A 26,463-nucleotide genomic window follows, 5' to 3' on the forward strand; every position below is an offset into this window, starting at 1 on the left:
AAAGTGTTTAGCTAAGGTGCCGCTGAATTCGTTCGGCACCTGCATGACTGCTGACAATAAACCATAAAAAAGGCATCTGCCCTCGCGGAGATCACATTTTGCAGCAATGGGAATGCCACGTCCGGTGGCTCCGTTTCATCGCGCTTGCGGTTCTGGCTATTGTTATTCCGGCCTCCGCCGTGGCGCAGGAGCGATGCCAGGATGGCGAGATCGTACTGAACAGCGCCACCAGCAGTGTGCGTGATCTGGGTAGTTGTATCTGGTACCTGGAGGACCCGGAGCACACCCTCGATTTCAGCGACATCCTGAGTAGCGATACCGCGCCTTTCACCCGTCATGAGGGCGGTGTGCTGAACTTTGGCTACACGGAGTCTGCTTACTGGGCCAGGTTCGATGTCGAGGTGGGTGCCGGTGCAGCACTGACAGACTGGATACTGGAGCTGGCCCTGCCACTGGTGGACGAGGTGGTGATCTATCTGGTCCGTGATGGCGAGTTGGTAGAGCAGCGCCGTGCCGGCTACGAGGGCGATTGGTCCGGGCGTGACCTGGCAGTACCCAACCCCACGTTCCGATTGTCACTGGAACCGGGAAGCTCAACCCGCATCTATCTGCGCATTACCAATACCAATACCTTCCGCCTGCCTATCACTCTGTGGCACCCCGATGCTTATATCGAGAAGGTGTCGGTCGATGAAGCCGTGCGGGGTATTCTGCTTGGCAGCATCCTGGCCATTCTCGCCTACAACCTGTTTGTAGCCGTGTCCGTGCGCGAACGCAGCAATGTTTACTACGTGATGTATCTGGTATCGGCCACGGTATTCATAGCCACCGAACAGGTGCATGGTATCCAGCTACTGGAGAATCGCCCCGCGCTGTTGCACAAGGAGTACCTCCACTACCAGATCATCAATACCTGGTTCTGGGGCCTGCTGATGGCCCGGTCCCTGCTGGAAACCCGGGAGCGATCGGCGGATCTGGACAAGGTTATCCAGCTTTGCCTGTACGCCATTGTGGCGACCTTTGTGCTATCCCTATTTCTGCCCTATCACACGGCGATGGAATGGATCGTGCTGGCGTCGATCCTGCTCAGCATTATCCTGATCGTGGTCAGTTACCTGTCCTGGCGCTATTACAACCCGGCAGCGCGCTCCTACTTCTTTGCCTGGACCCTGGCGCTGGTGGGGTTTGGCATCTATGGCCTGACGGTAATGGGCTACCTGCCGCTGAACATGTTCACGTCTTACGCGCCGCAGTTTGGCCTGACGGCCCAGATCATTCTGTTCTCTTTTGCCCTGGCCGACCGAATCAAACAGGTACAGGGTGAGGCGCTGGGCTGGAGCCAGCGGGCGCTGGCCAACCTGCGGAGATACCAGTCGCTGTTCGACAACGCCATCGAGGGCGTATTCCAGATGTCGCTGGACCGGCGTTTCGTCACCGCCAACCCCGCCATGGCGAGGTTAATGGGCTACACCAGCAGCCGGGAGCTGCTGGATCTTGACCCGGACGCACTGGAAACCTGTTTTGCGGATGAGCGCGTACGCCGCTGGGTGATCGGGCAGTTGGAATCCCGGGGCACGGTCAAGGGTATCGAGGCGCGGTATTACACCCGTTCCGGTGAAGAGCGCTGGGCCACTATCTCTTTACATACCGTGTATACCCCCGATGGCGATCCCGCCCATCTTGAAGGTACCTGCATTGACGCCACCGAGCGCCATCAGCGCCAGCGTATCGAACGTGAGCGGGAGCAGGAACGCCTGGAAAAAGAACTCGCCCGCAATTCGGCTGAAGCCAAGAGTCAGTTCCTGGCCAACATGAGCCACGAAATCCGCACGCCGCTGGCGGCGATTATCGGTTATGGCGAAACTCTGCTCGACCCGGACCTGACCGAGAGGGAGAAACACACCAGTGCGGAAACGGTGGTGCGCAGTGGCCGTCACCTGCTGGATCTGATCAACGATATCCTGGACCACTCCAAGATCGACGCCAACAAGCTGGATGTGGATATTGTGTCCGTTAACCTGCCGGAACTGCTTGACGAAATCCGCGCTTTCTTCGCACCCAGGGCGCGGGAAAAGGGACTGGAGTTTCATATCATCTGCGAGTATCCCCTGCCAGAGAAGATTGCGACGGACCCAACCCGATTTCGGCAAATCATCATCAACTTGTGCGGAAATGCGCTTAAATTTACGGAAAAAGGGTCAATTTCTCTGAACATTCGATGTGAACGGCAGCATCAGGCCCTGGTGGCCAGGGTGGTGGATACCGGCATCGGCATGAAACCCGAGCAGCTGGGTCGACTGTTTGATCCGTTTGCCCAGGGTAGCGCCGCTATTGCCCGGCAATATGGCGGAACCGGTCTTGGGCTGAGCATTTCTCGTCGGCTTGCGGAGTTGCTGGGTGGAAACATATCCGTTACCAGCACCTATGGCGAAGGCAGTGAGTTTGAGCTCTCCATTGCCACCGGCCCATTGGAGGATATCCACTTCCTGCGCGACGCGTCGGAATTGTCGCAACGTCGGCGCAGTATTCCCATGGTGACTGCGCCACGGCTTTCCGGCCGTATCCTGCTGGCGGAGGACAATGACGTGAATCGTCGCCTGGTGTCCCTGCTTGTGGGGCGTACGGGTGCCGAGCTGGTCCATGTCGGCAATGGCGCTGAAGCACTGGATCTGGCGCTGCGGGAGTCCTTTGATCTGATCCTGATGGACATCCAGATGCCGGTGATGAACGGCCGGGATGCAACGGCCGCCATTCGTGAAGCTGGCCTGAATATCCCGATCATCGCGTTGACGGCTAATGTGATGGCGGAGGATATTGCAGACTATCGCCTCGCAGGCTGTAATGACCATCTGGCCAAACCTATCGACAAACAGCGTTTCTATGAGGTCATGGCCAGATATCTGGTGGTGCAGCCGGAGAGTGAACTCGATGGTCACCGGCACTATAACGGCACGGTATTGGTCGCTGAGGACAACGGGGACAACCGTCGTCTGATGGAGCAAATGCTCGGGGCCCAGGGGCTGGATGTCATCACCGTTGCCAGTGGCGATGATGCGGTCCGAACGGCGCTGTCCGAATCGGTGCAGATGGTCCTGATGGACCGGCATATGCCGGGTCTGGACGGCGTGGAGGCTACCCGGTTGCTGAGACAGACGGGCTTCCGCCGGCCGGTTATCGCCTTCACCGCCGGTGGTCAGTCAGAAACCGACGCATTGATGGCAGCCGGATGCGATGGGGTATTAAACAAGCCCATCGACAGTAAGCACTTGCTGACCACGCTGGACCGTTTCCTTGAAGAGTCCGATGGCCCGAACATGGACTCTACGGAGGATGAAGACATCGGCCACCTGGTTGAACGCTTCCTCGATGGGCTGGCGACCCGAAAAGTGGCCATGGAAGCCGCCGCCGCGGGTCATGATCAGCAGCGGTTGGCATCCGAAGCCCATCAGATCAAAGGCACCGCCGGCGCCATGGGCTATCCTGACATGACACGGCAGGCGGGGAAACTGGAGGCTTGCGTGAACGTTGAAGACCAAGACTGGGACCTCGTTCACCGCCAACTGCAAACCCTGGGTGACATGATCGACAGGGCACTGCTGGGGCGAGAGGAACGCCTATGACAACCGGTATTTCGGTTACCGATAACAACAGGAATCATGATTGATGAGTGAAAACTTCCAGCAAAGCGAACAGCACTCGCTGAGCATGATGTACGGCACTTACGCCGACATTCTGTTTGTCCTCTTTCCGTTCCTGGTCATAAGCATGCAACGGTTATGGGATGGCCAGTTATACGAGACGCTGTTAAGGCCCGATCTGAGCATTGCGGCTGCGATACTGGCCGGGCTGGCCATAGGCAAGTTCGTGCTGGGGCTGGTCAGTAACCGCGATTTGGGTCGTTACAAGGAGCGCATTGTGTTCTTTATTGCATTGACGCTGTTTGTGGTGCTGGGACCTGCCATCATCCTCATGCTCAGTATCGCTGGTCATCGCGAAGTGCCCGGATTCGTGGCGTTTGTTCAGCCTATCCTGCTGATCATCGCGATTTCGCTCTACACCACGGCCGTCAGTATCAGTAATATCCTGACCCGGTCCGGCGGCGCTGACGCCAGCCCGTCACGCACCGCTGGCGTTCGCCAGGGCGAGACTGGAGAACCCGCGCCAGCCACTGCTCAGCATGAGCCATTGGCCATTCCCCGGCGAACCGGCGGTGATTCCTTTTGAAGTGCCTTGTGGGGCTGGGTATAAAATAGAATCAGGAGGCAGGATATGAGTGACATGAGAATACTGGTGGTGGAAGACGAGCCGGTCATGAGGGAGCGGTTGGTGGATATGCTCTACACCGCTGGCGCAAGCAGCGTGGTTGAATGTCCGGATATTGCGGGTGCCAGGGCCGCTTTTGAGGCCGACGTCTTCCAGATCATCCTGCTGGACTTGGGGCTGCCGGACGGCAATGGTCATCAGTTGATGGAAGAGTTCAAGGCCAAGCGCAAGGATCAGCACATTGTTCTGGTGACAGCGGATGACTCAATCGACAGCATCCAGAAAGCCATCAGTGCCGGAGCTAACGGTTACGTGGTCAAACCCTATTCTCAGGAAAAAATCCACGACGTGGTGAACAACTACGCCATGGTGCACGGCAGCGATGCCGCGATGATACGGGGGCTGAACCGCCAACACTGACGGTTCGGCCCATCGGGTTTTCCATCACGCAACCTGGCGGGAGATCCAGGAACCGTATCGAGTGGCAAGAGCACGCACGTATCGTGCTTCGCCATCGTTCAGGTTGCCCAGAACACCCTTGAATATCCAGCCACGCTCATACAGCCCCAGCACCCGCTGTTCGTCATCCAGGTTGACGCGCTGGTTCAGTTTCTTGCAGATAGCATCCAGCAGCGGCAGCTTTTCCGGGCGCCGAATAGGTCCCGTGCGGCTGCTCGCCGGCTGGTTTGCTGCTTTTGTCAGATGTCTCTTCATGATCTTCTCCTTGTCGTTTTGCGGCTGCAAAAACAAAACCCCGGCGCTCTGGGCAACCGGGGTCTCGCGGAGAAGCTGGCCCGGTCGCTCCAAAGGCTCCCGGGACTGACCGAAAGCCGTTAGATGTCGTTCACCATGGAGTGTGCACACGCCCCACCATTGCGGTGCGCAATCGCGTCCGCGTCATTCATCAGATATTGGCATTTCTGAAGCATAGTCATGGGCCTTGTTCCGGCATCGTTTGCCGAGCATATCGGTTTCGGTACTGTCATCAGTGTATCGCTTGCCCATGGCTTTGCAAGGGGCTGAGTGCTTCGGCAAACCCCTACAGACGTGGTTTCTCGAAACAGCCATAATTCGTCCTGTCACGTGTTTTACGTTGTGCAATCCTTCGGTGCCCACCTTTTACCTGTGGCGTACCGTATGGATCTCTCCTTTATACGCAGCCCTCTGGGCTGCGTTTTTTTTGGCCGTCCGAAAAGTGTGTGTCTGACGGCATCGTGGAAACCTCGTAGCCACTAGTTCGTACAGACGCCCGGGCCATATTTGGCGATAATTTGCACACTAATCAATGCAATGTATTGCCAGAAACCAGAGGTTGAAACCCAGTAAAATGTCCGAAGAAAACGGATCTGCACAAAACCGGTTACAGTCACACGCCATTGTTGAAGCGCTGCTTGTCCTGGCGCTCGCCGTTTACCTGTTCATTGCTCGCAGTGAGATGGTAGGTGACGATTTTTCCTTTACCGTCATTGGGGCGGCGCTGATGGTGCTGGTGACCTACTGGACATTGAACACCTTGCGTGATGGCCTCGAAGTCCTCGCCCTCAAGGTGAATAGCTCCCGGCGCTGAGTTCCTTGATGGGAATCTCAGACCTGCCGGCTGCGGCCGTGAAGCGGTTCGTCATCCGCAGCGAACAGTTGGATCTCTTCCCAGGTTCTGTGGAGGATAAGCGCGTCGTTTGCCGCCCTGTGCACGGGTAACCCCAGACGGTTGATAACCTGCTGACGCGATGCCGACCAGTGCCTTACCTGATGGCCATCCAGCAACATGGAAATGGATTCCAGTTGAAAGTCGGCGCGGGTGTTGGCAGCACGGAACAGGCGGTGGAGCCAGAAGCTGTCAAACGTCCAGGCATCGCAGAATACCTGCCCCGAGAGCAGTTGGTTCAGGTGTGCCGCAACCTCCGACACGGGTGTACCCTCCGTTTTCAGGGTTTCCCGGGTGATTCCGTGAACCTGCTCGGCACTTTGTGACCAGTCCTGCCAAAGTACATGGGGTTGTATCAGCCAGCTGTGCAAGGTGCCGTCGGGCAGGCATATGCCCACCTCGATCGGATAGCTGGCGATCAGGTCGAGGCTGGAGGCCTCGAAGTCAATAAAGGCTGGGCTGGTTCTGGTTTTCATTCCGCCTGGTTTTTGTTGCTGTGCCGTCATCAGAGTTTACCCGCACGCTCCTGCAGACGCGAACCCATCGTCGCATTCCACTGTTACAATGTGTCCACGGATGATACTCCGACCCTATAACAATCCAGTGACGCCCTGCGGGCTGTCTGAAACCGGGATGACCTGATGACCGAAACCGTCGTTGTAATCTACTCTGGGGGAATGGATTCGTTCACCCTGCTCCACCTTGCCCGTGCCCGAGGGTATAAGGTTCATGCTCTGTCGTTTGACTACGGCCAGCGGCACGTTCGCGAACTGGAAGTCGCCCGCCAGGTATGCGACGAGTTGTCTGTGCCGCACAAGGTGATCGATATTCGTGCGCTCAGTGAAGTCATGGCTGGATCGGCCCTGACGGACGCAGTGGAAGTGCCCGAGGGGCACTACGAAGAAGACAACATGAAGGCCACCGTGGTGCCCAACCGCAACATGATTCTGTTGTCGCTGGCCACCGGTTATGCGGTTACCGCCGGTGCTGTTGCTGTTTGGTACGGTGCCCATGGTGGCGATCACGCTATCTATCCGGACTGTCGACCGGAGTTCGTTGAAAAAATGGATGCCGTCTGTCAGGTGGCCAACTACGACCCCGTGAAAATAGAAGCGCCTTTCATGGGCTCGGACAAGGGTGCCATCCTTGCCGAGGGTCTGAAGCTGGGGCTCGATTACAGCAAAACCTGGACCTGTTACAACGGCCGCGATCAGGCCTGTGGCCTCTGTGGCTCCTGCGTGGAACGTCTGGAGGCGTTTGCCGCCAACGGCGTTTCAGACCCCTTGCCTTATGAGGTGAAAACCTGATGTATCGGGTAAAGGAAGCGTTTTATACGTTGCAGGGTGAGGGTGCCCAGGCCGGGCGAGCAGCGGTGTTTTGCCGCTTTAGTAAGTGCAATCTCTGGACCGGCCGTGAAAAGGACCGGGCCAATGCCGTATGCAGTTTCTGCGATACCGATTTCGTAGGTACCGATGGCCAGAACGGCGGCCAGTTTGAAACCGCGGATGCGCTGGCGGCGCATATTCGTTGCCTTTGGCCAGATGCGTCTGGTCGGCCCTATGTGGTGTGCACGGGCGGTGAACCCTTGCTGCAACTGGATAATGAGCTGGTTGATGCCTTTCACCGGGCCGGCTTTGAAGTAGGCGTGGAAACCAACGGCACACTGCCGGCACCAGCCGGTATTGACTGGTTGTGTGTGAGCCCTAAGGCGGACGCGCCGGTAGTGTTGCGCCAGTGTGATGAGCTCAAAGTGGTGTACCCTCAACCCCTGGCGATGCCGGAACGCTTCACTGACATTCAGGCCAGCCACTACTTTCTCTCGCCAATGGCGTCGCCGACCGTCTCAGAGGGTGAGCCTGACCCCGTCAAGCAAAGTAACACCCGCAAAGCCACGGATTACTGCCTGACACACCCTCAGTGGCGGTTGACCCTGCAGATGCACAAGATCATTGGCATCGACTGAGTATCTCAGACCATTGCACTGGCCGGTGTTCTCTTGATTGACGTCGTTGTTGGCAGGGAGGCCTGGTTTCGGTAGTGGCTGGGGCTCTGTCCCGTCCAGCGCTTGAACGCCCGGGTAAAGTTGGCAGCGTCGGCATAGCCCAGGGCGTCGGCAATCTGGCTCAGGTTCATGGCGGTTTGTTGCAGCAACTCACCCGCTCTTTCCAATCGAACCTGATCCACCAGGTGCTGGAAACTGGCTTCCTCCGCCTGTAGACGTCGTTTCAGGGTGCGCTCCGACACAAACAGTGTTGTGGCCACCCTGGCCAGTTTCGGTGGGAACGGGTGACTGGTTTCAATCACCCGCCTGACCCGACAGGCAAAGCCGGCATCTTCCGTTAGAAGGCGCAGGGCCTCCTCACACTGGGCTTTCGAGGAGGCGGCCAGCTGATCGTCGGAAAAACGGATGGGCAATGCCAGTTGCGAATCGGGAATGACAATCGCATCTTCGGCAGCGCCGTACACCACGGGAATCGGTATTTGCTGGCGAAAGCGGTGAAAGTAGGCCGGTTCCGGGCCGCGTCGCTGAATCGACGAGCCGGCAACTGGTGAGCCCGTCAGCTGCGCGCCCATGGACGCGCAGCCGAACAGCATGGCGTCCATGATAAAGCCCTGTAATGGTCCCAGATCAATGCCGCACGAAATGGCGTAGATAGCCTGGCCATCGTGCTGCCAGCGCTTGACCTGCAGATGTGGGGCACGCAGGGTCAGGTACCGCGTCATCAGGTCCAGAGCCTCCGCCAGCGTGCGGCTGCTCATGACCGCAGTGCCCAGGGCGCCGTGCAATGGTAGTCGAAGTTCCCGGGCCAGCATGATGCCGAGCCCGGGCTCGCCACTTTCGATGATGGCGCGGGTCACGAATTCGCTGGCCTGTGACTGACTGACTCTTAAATCGGTTGACTGCAAACGCACCGGGTCGAGGCCGACACGCTTGAGCAGCGCTTTTTCATCGACGCCGATGGTACTAAGCAACTCCGCCAGCAAGTGCAGGTAAATGGCCGGCATGCCCAGATCCTGAGTGGTAGATACTGAGGCGCGCATGGGATTTCCTCGTGTTTCCTGTTGTTGTTATGTCAGGGATGAAACTTCTTCCATGATTATGAACGGAATGTTCCTCCCACCCCATGACTTCGCTGACGGGTCAACAGGATATGCAGGCCAATTAACAGATCTGGTCGCCCGCTGAGTGGCGTGCGATGAAGGCTGCCAGAGTGCGGGCTGAGTGGCCCGGATTCTCCAGCATGGGAAGATGGCCCACCCGCCGGAACACGTGAATATCTGCTTCGGGCGTGACCTTTCGATACCAGTCAACACAGCGTGTGGGAGTGATGACGTCCCGATCACCCCACTGGACCTGAAGAGGAGGCGTGCCCGAGCCCAGGTAGCGTGCCGGTGCCAGTGCGTCGGCGAGCATGTCGTTGAAGATGTGGCGCAACGACTCGGTTCGTCGCAGTAGGTCCGGCCCCAGGAGTCCTGTCATGGCGACGCCCATGGCGGTTGGCCTGCCACTGCCGACGCTGTTGAACATCCGGTAGACACCGGTCCAGTCCCGGGGAATGAGAATGGCGTCGCGGTCAGATTCGAACGGTGCGTTGAGGTCCACGTTTGTATGTTCGGGTATGCCAGCGCTGTTCAGCACCGTGAGGGAAGCGGGTGCGGGTGTCATTTTGTGGGCGAGGACGGTGGCAATGGCACCCCCCATGGAGCTGCCGACCAGATGGAGGCTGTTGGTGGTCAGAGTATCGATCCAGGCTGCCAGCCTTGATGCCTGGGCCTCGTAGCCGTAATCGGCGTCCGAACGGTACTCGCTTTCTCCAAGCCCTGGCAGGTCCGGAACCAGAACATGCCAGTGTTCGGGCAGCCGCTGCAGCCAGAACGCCCAGTTCTCTTTCATGGCGGCAAAACCGTGCATCAGTATAACCGTGGGTCGGTCCGCGACAGCGGTCCCTTTTTCCAGATACACCATACGGTGGCCATCGATCACGGTTTCACGACGTTTTGCCTGTACCAGCCATCGCTGACCGGTGCGGGCGGCGGGCCATAAGTTTGGAGTGGGTATTTTCACGGTCGGTTTCCGTTTCAGCTGGATTGGAACCAGTGTACCGCTTATCCCACGCCGGGCTTTGGCCTACCTGCCCTGAAACTGCGGCTCGCGGGCAAGGTGGAATCAGAGTGACAGGTCGGTGATGACCGGGTTGTGGTCCGATGAGCGCCAGGGCTGGCCTGTGGGCACGGTAACCGGCCCCTTGTAGCCCAGCGCCCGGGGTTCATCGGAATTTATCGACCAGGTGCGGGCACCGACGATCTGTGGGAGGAGTCCGTTCGAAACCAGGCTGTAGTCCAGGGTTCCGCTACGGCCATGATAGGTATAACTGGTGTGCTTGCAGGCGGTTTCGGTGCAGCCGTGTATGTGACGAACGGCGTTGATAAAGCCTGCCGCTTCCAGCAGTTGCAGCGGCGTTTCCCGAGCGTAGGCATTCATGTCGCCGGTGATCATGGTGCCGGACAGGCCATCCGGGTGCGGCAGAGCATGGGTCCAGCGGATAATGGCCCGGGTCGCCTGCTCACGGCGGTGGCTGTAGCAGCCCTGGCCGTCGCCCTGGTCCTGGTTCGAACCACTGGCGCCACGACAGGCCTTTGATTTGAGGTGAGGAACGATAACCCTCAAGGCCCGGTCACGGCCTATGGGGCGGAATACCTGGGCCACAGGTGGCCGGCCACGTCGACCAAACGGTGTCGTTGTCAGTCTGCTGGCAGGGCCTTCTGCGATCACCCGGTCGCTGCGGTACAGCAGATCAGTGCGAATGGCATCGCTGCCGGTGTTGTCATCCGTTTCCACGTAACGCCAATGTGCACCCAGGGCTTTGACCAGTTCGGCAATGGCGCTGTTACTCCCATAACCATCGTTTTCCATTTCTGTTACGGCGAGGATGTCTGGATCCGGGATGGTCAGTGCGGCAAGCAGGCGTGCTTTCTGCTGTTCAAACTGAGTGTCGGATTGGGCACCCCGTGCTGCTGGAAAACCACCGCCACGGCCATCACCGTTGAAAAAATTGCCAAGGTTGAGTGTGACCACCCTGAGCGTGGTCAGCTTTGGTCGCTTGGGTGCCTGCGGGCGTGGATTGGCAGGCCTGAAGGTCGGATTTGATTGCGGTTGCACCCGCCAGGCACCGAATCGGAAATCCAGTATGCCCGTTAACCCGCTGATCTCGTCACCGGTGCGAACGGTGTTACCTGCGGATAATGGCGGCTTAGGCCAAGGGATAGGGCGCGGGTTGCGGGCACCCCGGCCATCATCAAGTAACAGTCGGTTGATCGCCTGCTGCTTGTGGTGCGACTGGGCCCGCGGTCCCGGTTCCAGGATCTCCGTGGCCATCGTTTGGGGCGCAGCTGCGAGGGTCAGCTCACCGTAACGGGCCAGGTTATAGTGGTCGATAACCGTCAGCTCACCGGCGACATTGATCCTCATGTTTTCCAGGTGTTCCGGAGGCTGGCCATCCTGCCAAGGCAGCGTGACGGGGACAGGCTCTGGTAGATGACCATCCCCGCAACGGGTGATGGCGGTAATATCGGTGAGCTCGGTCAGGCCATGGAATTCTTTCACCCGCCCGGAGACGTGCACCCGTTCCCCGCGTTGTCCGTCGGAGTGGTTGGTGTAAATAAACAGCGCCTCGGAGGTTTTCGGGTCGTTATCCGTTTCGCCATCAGCTTGTTGCAGATAAAAGCCTCGGAAGCCGCCCTGCTGGCGGGCGTCCATGGTTATGATGCCTTCAACGGAAACGGTCTGGCCAGCGAGCGGGGAATGACTCCCCTCGCCCTGGATGCGGGAAACCGGGACAGCCCCGGTACCGCAATCGCCCGCCGCGGCAGCGGGCAGGCAGATGAGTAGGGTGAGGGCAAGGCGCCGGGATATTGAAGGGTTGGTTATGGTCACCCTCCCAGTCTAGCAGAGCCCTGCCACTGCTTTAATCGCCCGTTCACGGGCCGACTCCGCAATACCCAGCTGTTCTTCGTTGGCCAGTTCCAGTTGCTGGACCATTGGGTCCGGGTGCTGGCTGTCTGAACCCAGGTCGAGCCGGGACAGTATGTAAGGTGCAAGGGCCGCGCGAATGGTGAGTTCGAGCCGGTTGTCGCTCATGCCGTAGTCGGTGGCGACAATGTCCTGCTGTGCCTTGTTCAGGCGGCTGTCAGGCATCATGACCAGAGAGATCTGACGATTCCAGTCATCGTCATGCTGGATCGTGTGACGGCTGCGTTGCCGGGTGGTTTCCGGCTTGCCGCGAAAACGGCTGAGGGCAAAGTCCCGGAATTCCCGGTTGGAGTCGCACCAGGCACGGAGGTGCCAGTTCTGACCGACACACACCAATGTGTGGGGTTCCAGAGTGCGCTGGGAAACGCCAGCCGGGCTAAGGGAGGCATACTCTGCCTTCATCACCCGGCCATGGCGGGCTGCCGTGACCACGGCACGCATGACTTCCGGCTTAACAACCCGCTCCGGTCCGCGGACGATGGCGTTGTCAGGCAGGCTGATATTAAGCGACTCAAAAGCCTCGCTGAGGCTGTCCTGGCGGGCCAGCAGGTCCTGATATTCACTGGCGTGCCCTTGGGTGACCACCGGCCGGAAACCGGACGATGGCACATAGCCTTTGAGATGGCGATCGTAAATCAGATTGTCCGGCGCCAGCTCCCGCAAGTAGGTGTTGATATCCTTGGAAGCTTGCTGTCGCCCGATGCCGAAACTGTGGCAGATATGATTGGTGGTGAGCCGTCCTTCCCAGAGGGCGATGATTTCAATCAGCCGGTAGCGAAGCAACAGATCCCATCGAATAGGCCAGTCCGTTTTTTTCATAACCAGGCGCTCATGGTTAGCGTGGATTGCATGAGATGAGAGACTCTCGTGGGTTCAAATAGGCAGCGATCAAACTACCCACATGTTAACCCTTCAGACCACCAGGGTGTGTTACGTCACCTTAATGTAAAATGATGTTAAATCCAGTCATTGCGGCGCTGCAAGCAGTATTGGGAATTTCGGGAACTGCGTAGTGGTTTTGTGGATTATGCCCTGTTCTAATTCGCGCTCTACAATGTTCCGGCGTTGCTGCTACTTTCATTACATTCCTGTATCAACCGTATCAAGTACGCCGGAGTCTGACTGATGACCCGAATGGTCACCTCGCTTTCAGCCCTGATCCTCAGTATTGTCCTTCTGGTCAGTGGCAACGCCTTTCTGATGACCCTGCTGGGTGTACGACTGAGTATTGAAGCGGTCTCGCCGAACATTATCGGCTGGATTCTGGTGTGCTACTCCATTGGTTTCGTGTTGGGCACACTCTACGTGCATCTGATTATCGGTCGTGTCGGGCATATCCGGGCTTTTGCGGTCTTTGCCGCTATGGCGGCAGTGTGTGCCCTGCTGTATCCGATGGCGGTGTCCGAGGTGTTCTGGGCGATTCTCCGTGCGTTGTCCGGTTTCAGTGTGGCCGGGGTGCTGGTGGTCATTGAGAGCTGGTTCAGCAGCCGTGCCACCAACGCTAACCGGGGGGCCCTGTTCGCGGTCTACCAGATCGTGTTCTACCTGTCCGCGGCCGGTGGACAGTTGCTGATCAATGTGGGCGAGCCGTCCTCGTTTATTCCGTTTTCCCTGGCCGCCGTTTTGCTGACGCTGGCACTGATTCCCCTGTCGCTGACACGCATGGACGCCCCGGTGATCGAGCAGTCAGAGCGATTGTCATTTTTCACCCTGGCGCGTGAGTCGTTCACCGGGGTTTCCGGCGCATTGATCTGCGGCGTCATGATCGGTTCGTTCTATGCGCTTGGCCCCGTCTACGCCACCCTGGTCGGTCTGGAGGTCAGTCGGGTGTCTACCTTCATGGCCAGTGCCATTGTTGCGGCGATGCTCCTGGCCTGGCCGTTGGGGCGGGTGTGTGACCGGTTTGATCGTCGCCGTGTAATGTTCTGGGTAGCGGTAACAGCGGGCACCGCGGCGGTGTTGGTTGGCGTCCTTGGGGCCGAAAGGATGTGGTTGCTGACTCTGCTGGTTGGTCTGTTTACGGGGCTGTCAGCCACTCTGTATCCAATCGCGGTTGCGATTACCAACGACCGGATGGAGAGCAACCGTATTGTGGCCGCCAGCGCGACACTGCTGCTGAGCTATGGCGTGGGCAGTGTTATTGGCCCCATCGTCATGGCCGAACTGGTCGGCATACTGGGCCCCAGGGGGCTGTTTTTTGGCAACGCCGGGTTCCTGGTCGTGTTGGCTGTGATAACCAGTTACCGCATCAGTCACACTGACGACGTGCCGGTGGCGGAGCAGGAACACTTCATACCTGCCATGCCTGAGACCTCGCCGGTGCTGACGGAAATGGATCCCCGGAACGAGGAGTTCCACTCGTCCGCGGAAGCGACGGAGCTTCAGGAAGAGGACATGCGAAAGACTGGTTGATTGATCGGTCTCCCTCGAACCCCGGGCCACGTCTCTCGGTTTTCCCCAATTTTGTTTCACCTTGCATATCTGTTTTTATCGTAATTGTTAGCTTACTATTGGTAACTTCATCCGTCACTGCACCGTTTCGGCAGTGGTATTCGTTATCAGGTAGTACAGCCGTCGATACCCATTACCGGAGTCCCAGATCATGAGAGATCAATTTCCCTTTGCCGTCGCCCGGGTCACCCGTCGTTGGCGCAAATTGCTGGATGAACGCCTTAAGGATCTGGGTGTCACCCAGGCTCGTTGGACCACCATGGTCTATCTGCAGCAAGGGGGCGAAGGACTGACCCAGCGTGAGCTCGCCCGCCTGATGGCCATTGAGAATCCGACGCTGGTGCGATTGCTGGACAGCCTGGAACAGCAGGGCCTGATTGAGCGCCGTCCCTGTCCCAATGACCGCCGTGCCCGCCGTCTTCATCTCACCAAAGACGGGACCGAGTTCATGAATGTCCTGACCGAGCGTGCGGCCCGCCTGCGTGAAGAGATGCTGGACGGTATTAGCGACAGGGACATTGAAGGTGCCGTCAAGGTATTCCACAAGATCCTGGAGAATGCGGAGCGCCAACGGTAATGGTGTGCTGTCGATACCTCCACCTGGAGGGATTTTGGTCTGAGTGATAACACGGTTGAGGGGCTGAGGGCCCGTTACGGTGAGCGCTGGCGTTGGCTGGCGGTTGCCACGGTGATGCTGGGCACCATGGCAACTGTGCTCAGCGCAACCGTGGTCAACGTTGCCCTCCACGACATCATGCTGGAATTCGGTATTCGGCAGGGCCAGGTGCACTGGCTGGCCACCGGGTTCATTGCTGCCATGACCACGACCATGCTGGCCTCGTCGTGGCTTCTGGATCACTTCGGAGTGCGCAAGACCCTGGCGACGGCCATGTTCCTGTTCACGGTGATCTCACTTCTCGGTGGTTTTGCCACCTCCCCGGAACAGTTGATTGCCGCCCGCATTGGCCAGGGTGCCATGGCGGGGCTGATGCAGCCCATGGGTATGTATCTGGTATTCCGGATTTTCCCCCGCAACCGTCGTGGGCAAGCCATGGGGATCTACGGCATGGGTGTGATTCTCGCTCCAGCCCTGGGTCCGGTTCTCGGGGGCTTCCTGGTGGACCAGTTGGATTGGCGCTATGTGATTTTCGCCCCGGTGCCCGTCACCCTGGCCGGGGTGTTTATGGCATGGCGCTTTCTGCCGCTGCCGGTTTCGCGCCCGGCTCCCTACCGTTTTGACTTTCTTGGGTTGGTGCTATTGGGCATTGCCATCGGTCTGTCTCTGGACACCCTCAACCGGCTGCAGGAGCTGGCGGGACAGGAGGCACGAATTGCGATCGAGGGCGTTGTTGCCGTCGTTGCCCTGACGCTGTTTGTGATTCGTGAGAGACGCGCCCGCCACCCATTGGTGAACATAGGGCTTTTACGCAATCCGGCCTTCGTATACGCCAACGTGGGTGCCATGGCGTTGGGGCTCGCTTTGTTCGGCTCCACTTACCTGGTACCTCTGTTCGTCCAGACAGCCCTGGAATTCACCGCCACCGAAGCCGGTTTGCTCATGCTGCCAGCAGGCATCGTGCTGGGCATGACTTTCCCGTTAGCCGGAAGACTGGCGGACCGCCTGAGTGCCCGTAAGCTGGTGATATTCGGTATTGTCCTGTTCGCCATATCGGCCATGTTGTTTGCGGTATCGGACATTGAGCTCGCCTTTGGCTGGCTGGCGTTATGGACCGTGTTGGGGCGAATCGGTATCGGCTTTATGCTGCCAGCACTCTCAACAGGCGCCCTGAATCCACTGGCGCCGGAACAACTCGGTGCCGGTTCGAGCACCATCAACTTTACCCGCCAGCTGGGTGGGGCCTTTGGCGTCAATATCGTGGCCCTGACCATCGAGTTTGGTGATCACAGTGGCGGCATTCCCACTATCGAGGCTTTTCACTCGGCCTGGTGGTTGGTCGCTGTGTTCGTGGCGGTGGCGGCCATTCCGGTTTGGAAAATGCGCGCGTAGTTGTCATCCGGCGAGTTATTGATTAACATTTCCGCACTCTTCAGGGGAGTAGCCTCCGCAACGGAACCCGTTTCCAGGGGCGGATGGTAGTCAACATACTTGGAGCTCAATCTCCGTGGCTATCATGTTTCACCGGCACACTGGTGAAATTGGCAAGACCTGAGGCAGTTTCACCTCCCAGGGCGGAAGGTGAGCTGTCTCATGTCTGAATGTCCGCCCCGGAGTTTTTCATGGACGCTTTTCTCGCTTCAACGTTTGCGGTCGCCATTGCGGAGATCGGCGACAAGACGCAACTACTCTCTCTCTTCCTGGTTGCCCGTTACGCCAAGCGCGCGCCCATTATTCTTGGCATACTTGTCGCTACCCTGCTGAACCATGCGTTGTCAGCCTTGTTGGGCGCCTGGATCGCGGAGTGGATTCCACAAGCCTGGTTGCCCTGGATACTGGCCATCAGTTTTGTGGCCATTGCGCTCTGGTTGTTGATTCCGGATAAAGATGACAATGGTGATTCGGCGTTTCTGGGCATGGGGGCCTTCATGGCTACGACCGTGATGTTCTTCCTGGCGGAAATCGGCGACAAGACCCAGATTGCAACCGTGGTGCTGGCAGCACGATATACGGAAACCTTCTGGGTGATTATGGGCACCACCGTTGGTATGCTGCTGGCTAATATACCGGTTATCATGGCCGGTAAATGGTTGATGGAGCGGTTACCACTGGCTACGGCCAGAATTGGGGCCAGCCTACTATTTTTGATTCTGGCTGTTGCCACGGTTTGGACAGCCCTGACGTCGGTTTGAAGCATGCTGTTATCGCTGCAGACCGGATATCGGATTGAGACGCTATGTATCGAACGCAGTTGACAGGTTTTCTGCTGATTTTGCTGACTCTGGTGTCGGCCAGCGCGGTTGGTGCCGAAACAGAGGCGCAGGCCGCGGGTCAGGAACTGAGTACGCCCGAAGGGAAAAACGACGCCCCCGAGCAGCCCCGTGTCCCTCGGTTTTCCATTGAAGGGGATCTGGCCGGGGAACTGTCGGTGATGACCACCCGCTATGAGGACACCTTTGCGGCCATTGGCAATCAAAACAGTCTTGGCTATCTGGAACTGGTTAAGGCCAACCCCGGGGTTGATCCCTGGCTGCCTGGTGATGGTACCCGGATAACCGTACCTCGGCACTATGTGCTTCCGGATGTGAAACGCGAAGGCATAATCATTAATCTGGCGGAATACCGGTTGTACTACTTTACTGAAGGAAAGGTACAGGTCTATCCGGTGGGGGTAGGCACTGACGACAACCCGTCGCCATTGACCAACGCCGAAGTGACCATGCCGTTGGAATCCCCGGCCTGGTATCCGCCCGCCAGCATTCGTGCCGAATACGAAGCCGAGGGGGACTATCTGCCCAGGATGATTCCACCCGGGCCAGACAATCCTCTGGGATCCCACGCATTAATGCTCAGTGAGAAAGGTTACCTGATTCATGGCACCAACAAGTTGTTCGGTGTGGGCATGCAGGTCAGTCACGGCTGTTTTCGCATGTACAACGAGGATATATCGCGGTTTGTCTATGAAGTCAGCAAGGGTACGCCGGTGCAGGTTATCCATGAACCCGTGAAGATTGGCCTGAAAGGTAATGAGGTCTGGCTGGAGGTACACCGTCCTGAAGAAGACTACAGCCAGCGGGACCGTGAACAATTGTGGAAGCAGGTACAGAAAAAGGTGGAAGATTTTCGCCAGAAAATGCCCGGTGTGGAAGTGAAGCGCATGGCGATTGAGCTGGCTGTGGACCAGGCGGACGGTCTGCCGCGAATGGTGGGAGAACGTCTGACCCGCGTCGCGGATGACGCTGTTGGGCCGACGCGAAGTACCCCAGATGGCCATAAAGGTGAGAAGCAACGCCTCTGGTTCTGATACCGAAGGTTCTAATCCGCTGAACGGACCCGGGGAGGAGTGATGATCGCTAACCGACCCAACCCATCAATTCCCTCCAGCCGCCTGCCTTGGTGGCTGGCTATCTTCCTGCTGGGCCTGGTGCTTGCACTGGCCTCTCTGTCGCATACGGTCATCGCCCAGCAGGACGATGCGCCGACAGGTCTTGTGTTGACGGTCGACGGTGCTATCGGCCCTGCCACCATGGACTACGTGGTACGGGGCATTCGCCGCGCCGAGTCCGAAGGTGCCGAGTTGCTCATTATCCGGATGGATACCCCCGGCGGCCTGATGGAGTCCATGCGCGGTATCATCAAGGAAATCCTTTCTTCAGACATACCCGTGGTGACCTGGGTATCGCCGGCGGGGGCGCGTGCCGCCAGTGCCGGTACCTACATTCTCTATGGCAGTCACGTGGCGGCAATGGCTGGGGCTACCCACCTGGGGTCGGCCACGCCGGTCCAGATGGGTGGCCTGCCGGGCTCTGAGGAACAGAAGCCCGCGGAAGACACCGGGGATGCCAATCCCGATGGAAACGAAAGCGCGGGGGACAAAGAATCGGCCCAGGATGACGACTCCGGTTCCGAGAAACGCCGAGGCGGTACGGCCATGGAACGCAAGGTTCTGGAGGATGCTGTCAGCTATATCCGCGGCCTGGCGGAGCGGCATGGACGCAACGCCGACTGGGCGGAGCAGGCGGTGCGTGAAGCCGTCAACCTGGGTGCCGAAGAAGCGCTGGCGCAGAACGTGGTTGATGTGGTGGCCGACAACATGGACAGCCTGATGCAAAAAATCGACGGGCGCACCGTGAAAATGGCCAATGGCGAGAGAACGCTGGCCACCGCGAACATTGAATTGACGCGAGCAGACCCGGACTGGCGCACGCGGCTGCTATCGGTGATCACCAATCCGAATGTCGCTTACTTCCTGATGATCATCGGCTTCTACGGCATCATCTTCGAACTATCCAACCCCGGGGCCATATTTCCGGGTGTGATTGGCGCTATTTGCCTGATCCTCGCACTATTTGCCTTCCAGGTGCTATCCGTCAATTACGCGGGCCTGGCGCTGATTCTGTTGGGGCTTGCCTTCATTGTCGGCGAGGCCTTTATGCCCAGCTTTGGCATATTGGGCATAGGGGGGATTGTCGCGTTTGTGGCCGGTTCCATCATACTGATGGATGGCAGCCATCAGGCGATTTCACTGCCCACCATCGGTGGCACGGCACTGGTCGCGGCCGGCTTTATCCTCTGGACCGTCATCAAGTTCATCGGCTTGCGCCGAAAGCACCCGGTCAGCGGAAGCGAACAGATAGTCCACGAGAGAGTGACCGCACTTGATGAGTTTCAGGACAACGATGGGTATTTCAGGGGGCATGTGCGCATGAGCGGTGAACGCTGGAATGCCGCCTGTAAAACCCCAGTGAGCAACGGTGACAAGCTAAGGGTGACTGCATTGGAGGGCTTGACGGTGTACGTCGAAGCCGACAGGGCGGAACCCTGAAGCCGGACTGGAGAGTGTTGACAGGTTAGCCGGCGATCAAGCCAACGAAGGAGGCCTTATGAACATCACTGATCTGATTCCCTATATTGCACCCACGGTGGTGCTCCTGCTGATTCTTGGGGCGGCCATCAAGATTCTGCCGGAATACGAGCGTGGCGTGGTTTTCTTCCTGGGGCGCTTTCAGGGTGTCAAAGGGCCAGGTCTGATCATTGTGATCCCCGGTATCCAGCAGATAACCCGCGTGGATTTGCGTGTCATTGCGCTGGACGTGCCTAGCCAGGACGTTATCTCGAAGGACAACGTGACAGTGCGGGTCAATGCCGTGCTGTATTTCCGGGTGGTCGACCCGGAGCGAGCCATCATCCGTGTCGAGGACTTTGGCTCTGCCACCAGTCAACTGGCTCAGACCACACTACGTTCTGTGTTGGGTAAGCATGATCTGGATGAAATGCTGTCCGAACGGGACAAGCTGAATTCGGATATCCAGAGCATCATCGACGCTCAGACCGAGGAGTGGGGTATCAAGGTGGCCAATGTTGAAATCAAGCATGTGGACCTGAACGAGTCCATGATTCGCGCCATTGCCCGCCAGGCAGAGGCGGAGCGTGAGCGTCGTGCCAAGGTGATTCACGCGGAGGGTGAATTGCAGGCATCGCAAAAGCTGGTTGAGGCTGCTGAAGTTATGTCAGCCAACTCCGGAGCGATGCAGCTGCGTTACATGCAAACCCTGGCGGATATGAGCACCAACAACAGTTCCACGATTGTGTTCCCGCTGCCGATGGAAATGATGTCTGCCTTTATGAGCAACACGCCCTCACCACAGAAGCCGAAGAGCGATAACGACGAATCCTGATGGGCTTTATCAGGCGCTCACAAAAAAGGCCGGGACGAATCCCGGCCTTTTTTGCTACGTAGCAGCCTTATTTCTGGCTGGAACGCTCGAGCATGCGCTTGGCGCGCTCGTTAGCTTCTTCAGCGGCACGCTGGGCGGCCTTGGCGGCAGCCAGGGCTTCGTCCGCTGTGCTCTGCGCAGAGCGAGCGGCGCTGGAAGCGCTGTTAGCAGTGTTCAGTGCGTTTTCAGCGGTCTGCTCGGCAGAAGAAGCGGTTGCATTCGCTTCGTCGAGAGCGCCCTGGTCAGTAGTCGCACAACCTGCGGTCAGTGCGGTGGCCAGTGCAAACCCTGCGATCGTCAGTTTACGCATTGTAAATCCCCTTATTGGTCATTTTATTTCCTGCGTTCCAGAAGTCGTTGGTGCAGACATTCTGTCAAAACGGGGTCGTTAGCGTTTGGCCAACGACATCGTCAAACAGTGTAAATCAGTCTAGACAGAAATGTTAACTAAGGATACGTAAAAGTTCCTAGGTTATGACAACAACTTAATATTGCAGTAAGAATCTACGCATGAAGTGGGGATTGGATCAGTGTCAGGGGACGATCCGTATTGGTGTGCCATCGGCCACCAATTGCCAGATTTCGTCCATTTCCTCGTTACTGACAGCGATGCAGCCATCGGTCCAGTCCAAACCGAGGAAAGCGAATGCCATATCACCGGCCTCGTTCGGCAAACCATGAATCATGATGCTGCCGCCGGGATCGAGCCCCCAGGCAGAAGCCTGCTCCCTGTCTACAGCGTTGGGATAGGAGATATGGATGGATTTGTAGAAATCGCTGTTGGAGTTGCGCCAATCCAACACATATTTACCTTCGGGCGTGCGCTCATCGCCCTCGTAGAGCTTGTGGCCGGAGGGATTGTCGCCCAGCCCGATACGGTAGCTGCGCACCACCTGATCGCCCGACAGCAGGTAAAGCCTGCGCTCTTCCTTACGAACCAGAACCTCGCTAACTTTCGGCGTTTCATCCATGGCGCCCATCGGAAGCTCCGACGCCGACAGCGGGCATAGGGGAGCCAGCAACAACGATAAAACAAAGGCCAGAAAGCTGGCAGCGGCAACTGAGGATCGGCCGGGGCCGGAGATTGGAATCGGCATTTTAAATAACATAACGAGTCGATGATTAATCTTTGTACACTTTATAGCACAGGATTTTTGGGAATCGAACCAAGGTTTTGAGTGTTTTTGTTAAAGATTTTTATTAGTTGTCCATTTTCAGGCCAACTTTCGTCACACGATCGGCCTCGGTTGCCCTCGCGACCAGTGTAACGGGGCCCAGCACTACCTTATCACCTACCACTGGATGCCCTTTGGTGCGCCGTGCAAAGCATTCGGCAAGGGAAAGTTCCGGGGGCAGTTGATCAAATTCAATGCCGTAGACCTGCTCCACATCCCCCAGCAGGGCATCGCCATTGAGCACGAAGTCGCCAAAGAAGGCGCGCTCGGCGAGGTATTTGGGGGCATGGCGACCACTAAGAGCTTTACCCAGCTCGGAAAGCATCGCTGGCGTTGCAAACATCGCCAATACATCGCCGGTGGATACTTCCATATCCGGACTCGGCTGGTAACACGTTCGTTTGCGGAAAACACCAGCGATGGCAGTGTTTTCCGGCAACCGGAGCTGGCCCAGGGGTCTGGGTGACTCCCAGGCACTGCCCCGCAGCGGAAACAGCATCAGTTCGTGGTCTCCGGCGGCCGGGACATCCAGGGGCAGGCGGCGGTAGGGATCTTCACCGGTGGGGACTTCCAGTCGCAGCTTCCTGGCCAGTGGCGCCATGGTGGTACCCTGGACCACCAGTGATACCAGTACGATGAAGAAGGCGACATGGAAGATGAGCTGGGCCTCCGGCAGCCCGGCGATGATCGGGAACAACGCCAGCACAATGGGCACGGCACCTCGTAAACCGACCCAACTGATAAAACCCAGTTCGCGTCGATTAAAGCCGAACGGCCAGAGCGTCGCCATCACTGTCAGCGGCCGGATCAGGAAAATCAGCGCCAGCGCCAGGACCAGGCCGCCGCCGGCGAGGGGCAACAGTTCCGAGGGCGTGACCAACAACCCCAGCATCAGGAACAGACATAGTTGGGCCAGCCAGGCCAGGCCATCATGAACCTGGAGAATCATTGGCATCATCCGCACCGGGCGGTTGCCCACAACCACGCCGGCGAGATAGATCGCCAGGAAGCCGCTGCCCCCGAGCGCGTTGGTACCGGAGAACACCATGATGCCGGCTGCCACCACCAGCAAAGGGTACAGCGATGGGGTCAGCCGAACCCGGTTGGCCAGTTCCACCACGATGAAGCCGCCGGCGACGCCGACGATACCGCCAATACCGAACTGCTTCACCAGCATCAGCAGCGCCATCCAGCCTTCAGATGTTCCGCCTGCCTCAATCATGGTGACCAGCATCAGGGTCAGGAAAATCGCCATCGGGTCGTTACTGCCGGACTCGATTTCCAGGGTTGCACTGACCCGTTCGTTTAAATGAAGGCCGCGCCCTTGAAGCAGCGAGAACACCGCTGCTGCGTCGGTGGATGAGATGATTGCGCCGATGAGTAGTGCCGCCATCCAGTGTATGTCGAACACCCACCAGGCCACCAGGCCGGCCCCGGAGGCAGTCAGGAACACGCCAACGGAGGCGAGTACCAATGCCGGGCGGAGACCGACACGAAACGTTTCCGCCCGGGTGCGCATGCCGCCATCCAGCAGGATCACGCCGAGCGCCAGGTTGGCGATCAGGAACGCCAGCTCGAAGTCGTCGAACAGGATGCCACCGGGACCATCCTCCCCCATGATCATGCCGACCACGAGAAATATCAGCAGTACCGGCATGCCCAGCCTGCTGGACAGCGGGCTGAGCATGATACTGATGACCAGCATCAGAGCACCGATCAAGGTAACTAGCGGATCCATTCCTGCTCCGGATTGGGAATATGTTTCGATGATAGCAGGGTCACGACCGCGTCAGTGCAGTTTCAGGCGCGGATGCATGGCGCGGCTGATCCGATCCATCAGCCAGATGATTCCGGTTCTTATGAGGCCATGCAGCGCGACCTGGTGCATGCGGTAGAGTGACAGGTAAAACAGGCGCGCGACTTTTCCCTCGATGTACATACTGCGACCGGAGAGATTACCCATCAGGTTCCCCACGGTGGTGTAGCGGCTGAAATTGATCAGTGAACCATGGTCGTTGTAGACAAACGGAACCGCCTCACGGCCATCCAGTCGATGACACAGGGTTTTGAAAAGAGTGTCCGCCTGCTGATGCGCGGACTGAGCACGCGGTGGCACGGGCCGTTCTGTCTGGGGCTGGGGGCATTCGGCACAATCGCCAAAGGCAAAGATGTCTGGAGCCGTGGTGGACTCCAGGGTTTGCTTCACCTTGATCTGGTTGCCACGGTTCGTTTCCAGGCCGTCCAGTGTTGCCAGAAAAGCAGGCGCCTTGATCCCCGCGGCCCAGATGGTCATCTCCGAGGCGATCTCCGTACCGTCTTTGAGCACCACCACGCCATCACGAACTTCACTGACGGGCTCACCCGTCATCACCCTGACGTTCTGGTGATCCAGTTCGCGGGTTGCGGCCTCGGAGAGCCGGGCCGGCAGTGCAGGCAGGATGCGGTCAGCCGCTTCGACGACGGTAATGGACACATCCTCCGGACGCAGATGATTCATGCCGTATATAGGCAGTTCCCTGGAAGCAAGTCGCAGTTCCGCCGCCAACTCAACGCCGGTTGCGCCGGCTCCAATGATGGTGATGGGTAGCTCAGGACCATTGCCGGCCTGGGCATCGTGGTTTTTGCGCAAAAAGGCGTTAAGCATCAGGTTGTGGAAGCGCCGGGCCTGGTTGAGACTGTCCAGGAACAGGCAATGATCCTGGGCGCCGGGGGTTCCGAAGTCGTTCGCTGTGCTGCCCACGGCAATCACCAGGGTGTCATAACCAATGCGACGTTCCGGCACAACTTCGTCGCCGTCCTCATCGTGAAATGGCGCGATGACCACTTCCCTGGCGTTATGGTCCAGGCCATTCATGCGCCCGAGCTGGAACTCATAGTGGTGCTTGCGAGCATGGGCCCGGTAGTTGATTTCGTTGGTGTTGGCATCGAGCGAGCCAGAGGCCACTTCGTGAAGCAGGGGTTTCCAGACGTGGGTCAGGCCGGCGTCGACCAGGGTGATACGGGCTTTGCGTTTTTTTCCGAGTTTGTTACCGAGGCGGGTGGTCAGCTCAAGGCCGCCCGCGCCGCCGCCCACGACGACGATGTGATGCAGGTTTTCCATGACAAAGAGTTCCTGAAGTGAAGATAGCCAAGAACTCTCGTTAAAAACCCTTGGCTGTCCTCACTGAGGAAGGGAGCGACACAGAGCGGTAATGCTAACGCACTGTTGTGGCAGGAACAATTCGCCGTTAGTACCTATACCCTGGGCAGGCCGGGCGCGGTCTAGTGACGGGCGCGATAGTGATCAAGCATGGTTGCCATATCTTCGGCAAGCTCAGCGACCTGTTCAGAACTGATTTCCCGTTGCGCAAAAGACCGGAGGCCAATGATCTGGGCCTGAAGCAATCTTGCCAGTCGGGCGCAATGGGTTCCCTGCGCCAGTTCGCCCTGGATTTTCGCCTGCTCCAGAAGTTCAGTCAGGGTCTGCTCGATGGCGTTCAGGATCGAGTCCGCCTGGTTTGCAATGGCAGTATTGGTATTGCTGGCTTCCAGCAGAGTTTTGACGACCATGCAGGCACGGGATGGTGATTCACCGTATGGACTAGCCTGGCGTGCAATGCAGTGAAGATGCTCCTGCAGCCCATCCAGCACCGACGAATTTCCAGCCAGGTGCTCGCGTAGTTCCAGCCCGCTTCTTTGTGCATAGGCAGCCAGTGCTTCGCTGAACAGGCCATCCTTGCTGCCAAAGGTTGCATAGATGCTGCCAGGGCGCATGTCCAGGGCCTGCTCAATCTGCTTCATGGAAGCACCAGCATAGCCGCGTTCCCAGAACAGGTTCATTGCTTTGTCCAGCGCGATTTGTCGATCGTAACGAGCGTTTCTGGCCATGGGTACCTGCCAACTACTGGTGATTTAATTCCTCGTAATGATAACTTGAATGAACGCTCAAAAACAGTTACCGTGGAATTGAAGTTGAATGAACGCTCATCATTAATCGAGAGGAGAGTGTTATGACGGATTTCACCATTTACGATGTCGAGTCTGCACCGGAAAAATCTAAACCGCTGCTGGAAAATTCGATCAAAGGCTTTGGCATGATTCCCGCGCTGCACGGAATCATGGCTGAGGCACCTGGCACTCTGGAGGCATATCAAACCCTGCACCAGCTGGTGCTCGACAGCAGTTTCGATAACGAAGAGACCACGGTGGTCTGGCAGACCATCAACGTGGAGAACGCCTGTCACTACTGCGTGCCGGCGCACACAGGCATCGCCAAGATGATGGAAGTGTCGGACGACATCATCAACGCACTGCGGGATGAAACTCCCCTGCCCAGCGACAAGCTCGAGTCTCTGAGGACGTTTACGCTGGCAGTGATGCACAAGAAAGGCAATGTCGGCAAGGAAGACCTGGACGCGTTCTATGGCGCTGGCTATAAGCACCGTCAGGTACTGGAAGTGATCCTGGTGCTGTCCCAGAAAGTCATGAGCAACTACATCAACCACATTGCGGAAACGCCGGTTGATGAGCCGTTCCAGAAGTTTGCCTGGGAAAAGAAGAAGTAACGAAGTCACTCCCTGACGCTA

Annotated in this window: 25 protein-coding genes; 14 read left to right on the forward strand and 11 right to left on the reverse strand. The window is 57.9% G+C overall.

The window, feature by feature from the left end:
• Nucleotides 1-98 precede the first annotated feature (98 nt).
• The 3 genes from AC0B60_RS04720 to AC0B60_RS04730 are packed head-to-tail and all read left to right on the forward strand — an operon-like array spanning nt 99 to nt 4,683.
• A complete protein-coding gene (locus AC0B60_RS04720) occupies nt 99-3,620 on the forward strand; it encodes a response regulator (RefSeq protein ID WP_465084436.1) in 3,522 nt (1,173 codons plus the stop codon).
• Between the two features lie 43 nt (nt 3,621-3,663).
• A complete protein-coding gene (locus AC0B60_RS04725; RefSeq protein ID WP_465084438.1) occupies nt 3,664-4,224 on the forward strand; it encodes a hypothetical protein in 561 nt (186 codons plus the stop codon).
• 45 nt (nt 4,225-4,269) lie between these two features.
• On the forward strand, nt 4,270-4,683 hold the full coding sequence (locus tag AC0B60_RS04730) for a response regulator (protein WP_465084440.1): 414 nt from the start codon (nt 4,270-4,272) through the stop codon (nt 4,681-4,683).
• A 24-nt stretch (nt 4,684-4,707) separates the two neighbouring features.
• Here AC0B60_RS04730 and AC0B60_RS04735 read toward each other — a convergent pair whose 3' ends face one another.
• On the reverse strand, nt 4,708-4,977 hold the full coding sequence (locus AC0B60_RS04735) for a hypothetical protein (RefSeq protein WP_465084442.1): 270 nt from the start codon (nt 4,975-4,977) through the stop codon (nt 4,708-4,710).
• A 613-nt stretch (nt 4,978-5,590) separates the two neighbouring features.
• On the opposite strand from AC0B60_RS04735, the gene AC0B60_RS04740 reads away from it, so the two are divergent.
• Nucleotides 5,591-5,830: a hypothetical protein gene (locus AC0B60_RS04740; RefSeq protein WP_465084443.1), complete on the forward strand. Its 240-nt coding sequence runs from the start codon at nt 5,591-5,593 to the stop codon at nt 5,828-5,830.
• Between the two features lie 17 nt (nt 5,831-5,847).
• Here the strand turns inward: AC0B60_RS04740 and AC0B60_RS04745 are convergent, their stop codons facing one another.
• Nucleotides 5,848-6,384, reverse strand: a complete 537-nt coding sequence (locus tag AC0B60_RS04745; RefSeq protein ID WP_465084444.1) for a 3'-5' exonuclease — start codon at nt 6,382-6,384, stop codon at nt 5,848-5,850.
• Between the two features lie 165 nt (nt 6,385-6,549).
• On the opposite strand from AC0B60_RS04745, the gene queC reads away from it, so the two are divergent.
• Together queC and queE are read left to right on the forward strand one after the other, a co-directional pair.
• On the forward strand, nt 6,550-7,215 hold the full coding sequence (gene queC / locus AC0B60_RS04750) for a 7-cyano-7-deazaguanine synthase QueC (protein ID WP_465084445.1): 666 nt from the start codon (nt 6,550-6,552) through the stop codon (nt 7,213-7,215).
• Entirely contained in the window at nt 7,215-7,871 is a 657-nt protein-coding gene (gene queE / locus AC0B60_RS04755; protein WP_465084446.1) for a 7-carboxy-7-deazaguanine synthase, read from the forward strand. Before queC ends, queE begins: the two co-directional genes overlap by 1 nt.
• 5 nt (nt 7,872-7,876) lie before the next feature.
• Here the strand turns inward: queE and AC0B60_RS04760 are convergent, their stop codons facing one another.
• The 4 genes from AC0B60_RS04760 to AC0B60_RS04775 all read right to left on the reverse strand — a co-directional run bounded on the left by AC0B60_RS04760 (nt 7,877) and on the right by AC0B60_RS04775 (nt 12,758).
• The gene (locus tag AC0B60_RS04760) at nt 7,877-8,950 is read right to left on the reverse strand and encodes an AraC family transcriptional regulator (protein ID WP_465084448.1); all 1,074 of its coding nucleotides are present in this window, start codon (nt 8,948-8,950) and stop codon (nt 7,877-7,879) included.
• Nucleotides 8,951-9,071: 121 nt separating this feature from the next.
• Nucleotides 9,072-9,974, reverse strand: coding sequence for an alpha/beta fold hydrolase (locus AC0B60_RS04765; protein ID WP_465084450.1), 903 nt, complete (start codon nt 9,972-9,974; stop codon nt 9,072-9,074).
• Nucleotides 9,975-10,076: 102 nt separating this feature from the next.
• Entirely contained in the window at nt 10,077-11,843 is a 1,767-nt protein-coding gene (locus AC0B60_RS04770) for an ExeM/NucH family extracellular endonuclease (RefSeq protein WP_465084451.1), read from the reverse strand.
• Nucleotides 11,844-11,852: 9 nt separating this feature from the next.
• Complete coding sequence (locus AC0B60_RS04775; RefSeq protein WP_465084452.1) at nt 11,853-12,758, reverse strand: helix-turn-helix transcriptional regulator; 906 nt, start codon at nt 12,756-12,758, stop codon at nt 11,853-11,855.
• A gap of 306 nt (nt 12,759-13,064) precedes the next feature.
• Here AC0B60_RS04775 and AC0B60_RS04780 point away from each other — a divergent pair, with 306 nt between their 5' ends.
• The 7 genes from AC0B60_RS04780 (at nt 13,065) to AC0B60_RS04810 (ending at nt 20,684) form a co-directional block, all read left to right on the forward strand.
• Nucleotides 13,065-14,351 carry an MFS transporter gene (locus AC0B60_RS04780; RefSeq protein WP_465084454.1) on the forward strand — a complete coding sequence of 429 codons (1,287 nt, stop codon included), beginning with the start codon at nt 13,065-13,067 and terminating at the stop codon, nt 14,349-14,351.
• Nucleotides 14,352-14,541: 190 nt separating this feature from the next.
• On the forward strand, nt 14,542-14,967 hold the full coding sequence (locus AC0B60_RS04785; RefSeq protein WP_007154667.1) for a MarR family transcriptional regulator: 426 nt from the start codon (nt 14,542-14,544) through the stop codon (nt 14,965-14,967).
• A 39-nt stretch (nt 14,968-15,006) separates the two neighbouring features.
• A complete protein-coding gene (locus AC0B60_RS04790; RefSeq protein ID WP_465084694.1) occupies nt 15,007-16,398 on the forward strand; it encodes a DHA2 family efflux MFS transporter permease subunit in 1,392 nt (463 codons plus the stop codon).
• 230 nt (nt 16,399-16,628) lie between these two features.
• Nucleotides 16,629-17,198 (forward strand): TMEM165/GDT1 family protein, encoded by a 570-nt coding sequence (locus AC0B60_RS04795; protein WP_465084456.1) that lies wholly within the window; start codon nt 16,629-16,631, stop codon nt 17,196-17,198.
• Between the two features lie 44 nt (nt 17,199-17,242).
• Nucleotides 17,243-18,310, forward strand: a complete 1,068-nt coding sequence (locus AC0B60_RS04800; RefSeq protein ID WP_465084458.1) for a L,D-transpeptidase family protein — start codon at nt 17,243-17,245, stop codon at nt 18,308-18,310.
• A gap of 42 nt (nt 18,311-18,352) precedes the next feature.
• Entirely contained in the window at nt 18,353-19,831 is a 1,479-nt protein-coding gene (locus AC0B60_RS04805; RefSeq protein ID WP_465084460.1) for an NfeD family protein, read from the forward strand.
• 58 nt (nt 19,832-19,889) lie between these two features.
• Nucleotides 19,890-20,684, forward strand: coding sequence for a slipin family protein (locus AC0B60_RS04810; RefSeq protein ID WP_465084462.1), 795 nt, complete (start codon nt 19,890-19,892; stop codon nt 20,682-20,684).
• 67 nt (nt 20,685-20,751) lie between these two features.
• Here AC0B60_RS04810 and AC0B60_RS04815 read toward each other — a convergent pair whose 3' ends face one another.
• The 5 genes from AC0B60_RS04815 to AC0B60_RS04835 form a co-directional block, all read right to left on the reverse strand.
• A complete protein-coding gene (locus AC0B60_RS04815; protein WP_465084463.1) occupies nt 20,752-21,033 on the reverse strand; it encodes an Lpp/OprI family alanine-zipper lipoprotein in 282 nt (93 codons plus the stop codon).
• 223 nt (nt 21,034-21,256) lie between these two features.
• Nucleotides 21,257-21,820, reverse strand: a complete 564-nt coding sequence (locus AC0B60_RS04820) for a L,D-transpeptidase family protein (protein WP_465084465.1) — start codon at nt 21,818-21,820, stop codon at nt 21,257-21,259.
• A gap of 103 nt (nt 21,821-21,923) precedes the next feature.
• Entirely contained in the window at nt 21,924-23,636 is a 1,713-nt protein-coding gene (locus AC0B60_RS04825) for a potassium/proton antiporter (RefSeq protein ID WP_465084467.1), read from the reverse strand.
• Between the two features lie 51 nt (nt 23,637-23,687).
• Nucleotides 23,688-24,998, reverse strand: coding sequence for an NAD(P)/FAD-dependent oxidoreductase (locus AC0B60_RS04830; RefSeq protein ID WP_465084469.1), 1,311 nt, complete (start codon nt 24,996-24,998; stop codon nt 23,688-23,690).
• Between the two features lie 161 nt (nt 24,999-25,159).
• A complete protein-coding gene (locus AC0B60_RS04835; RefSeq protein WP_465084471.1) occupies nt 25,160-25,765 on the reverse strand; it encodes a TetR/AcrR family transcriptional regulator in 606 nt (201 codons plus the stop codon).
• Between the two features lie 122 nt (nt 25,766-25,887).
• Between AC0B60_RS04835 and AC0B60_RS04840 the strand changes: the two genes are divergently transcribed.
• The gene (locus tag AC0B60_RS04840) at nt 25,888-26,442 is read left to right on the forward strand and encodes a carboxymuconolactone decarboxylase family protein (protein ID WP_465084473.1); all 555 of its coding nucleotides are present in this window, start codon (nt 25,888-25,890) and stop codon (nt 26,440-26,442) included.
• Nucleotides 26,443-26,463 lie beyond the last annotated feature (21 nt).

This window comes from Marinobacter sp. V34 (assembly GCF_055524115.1).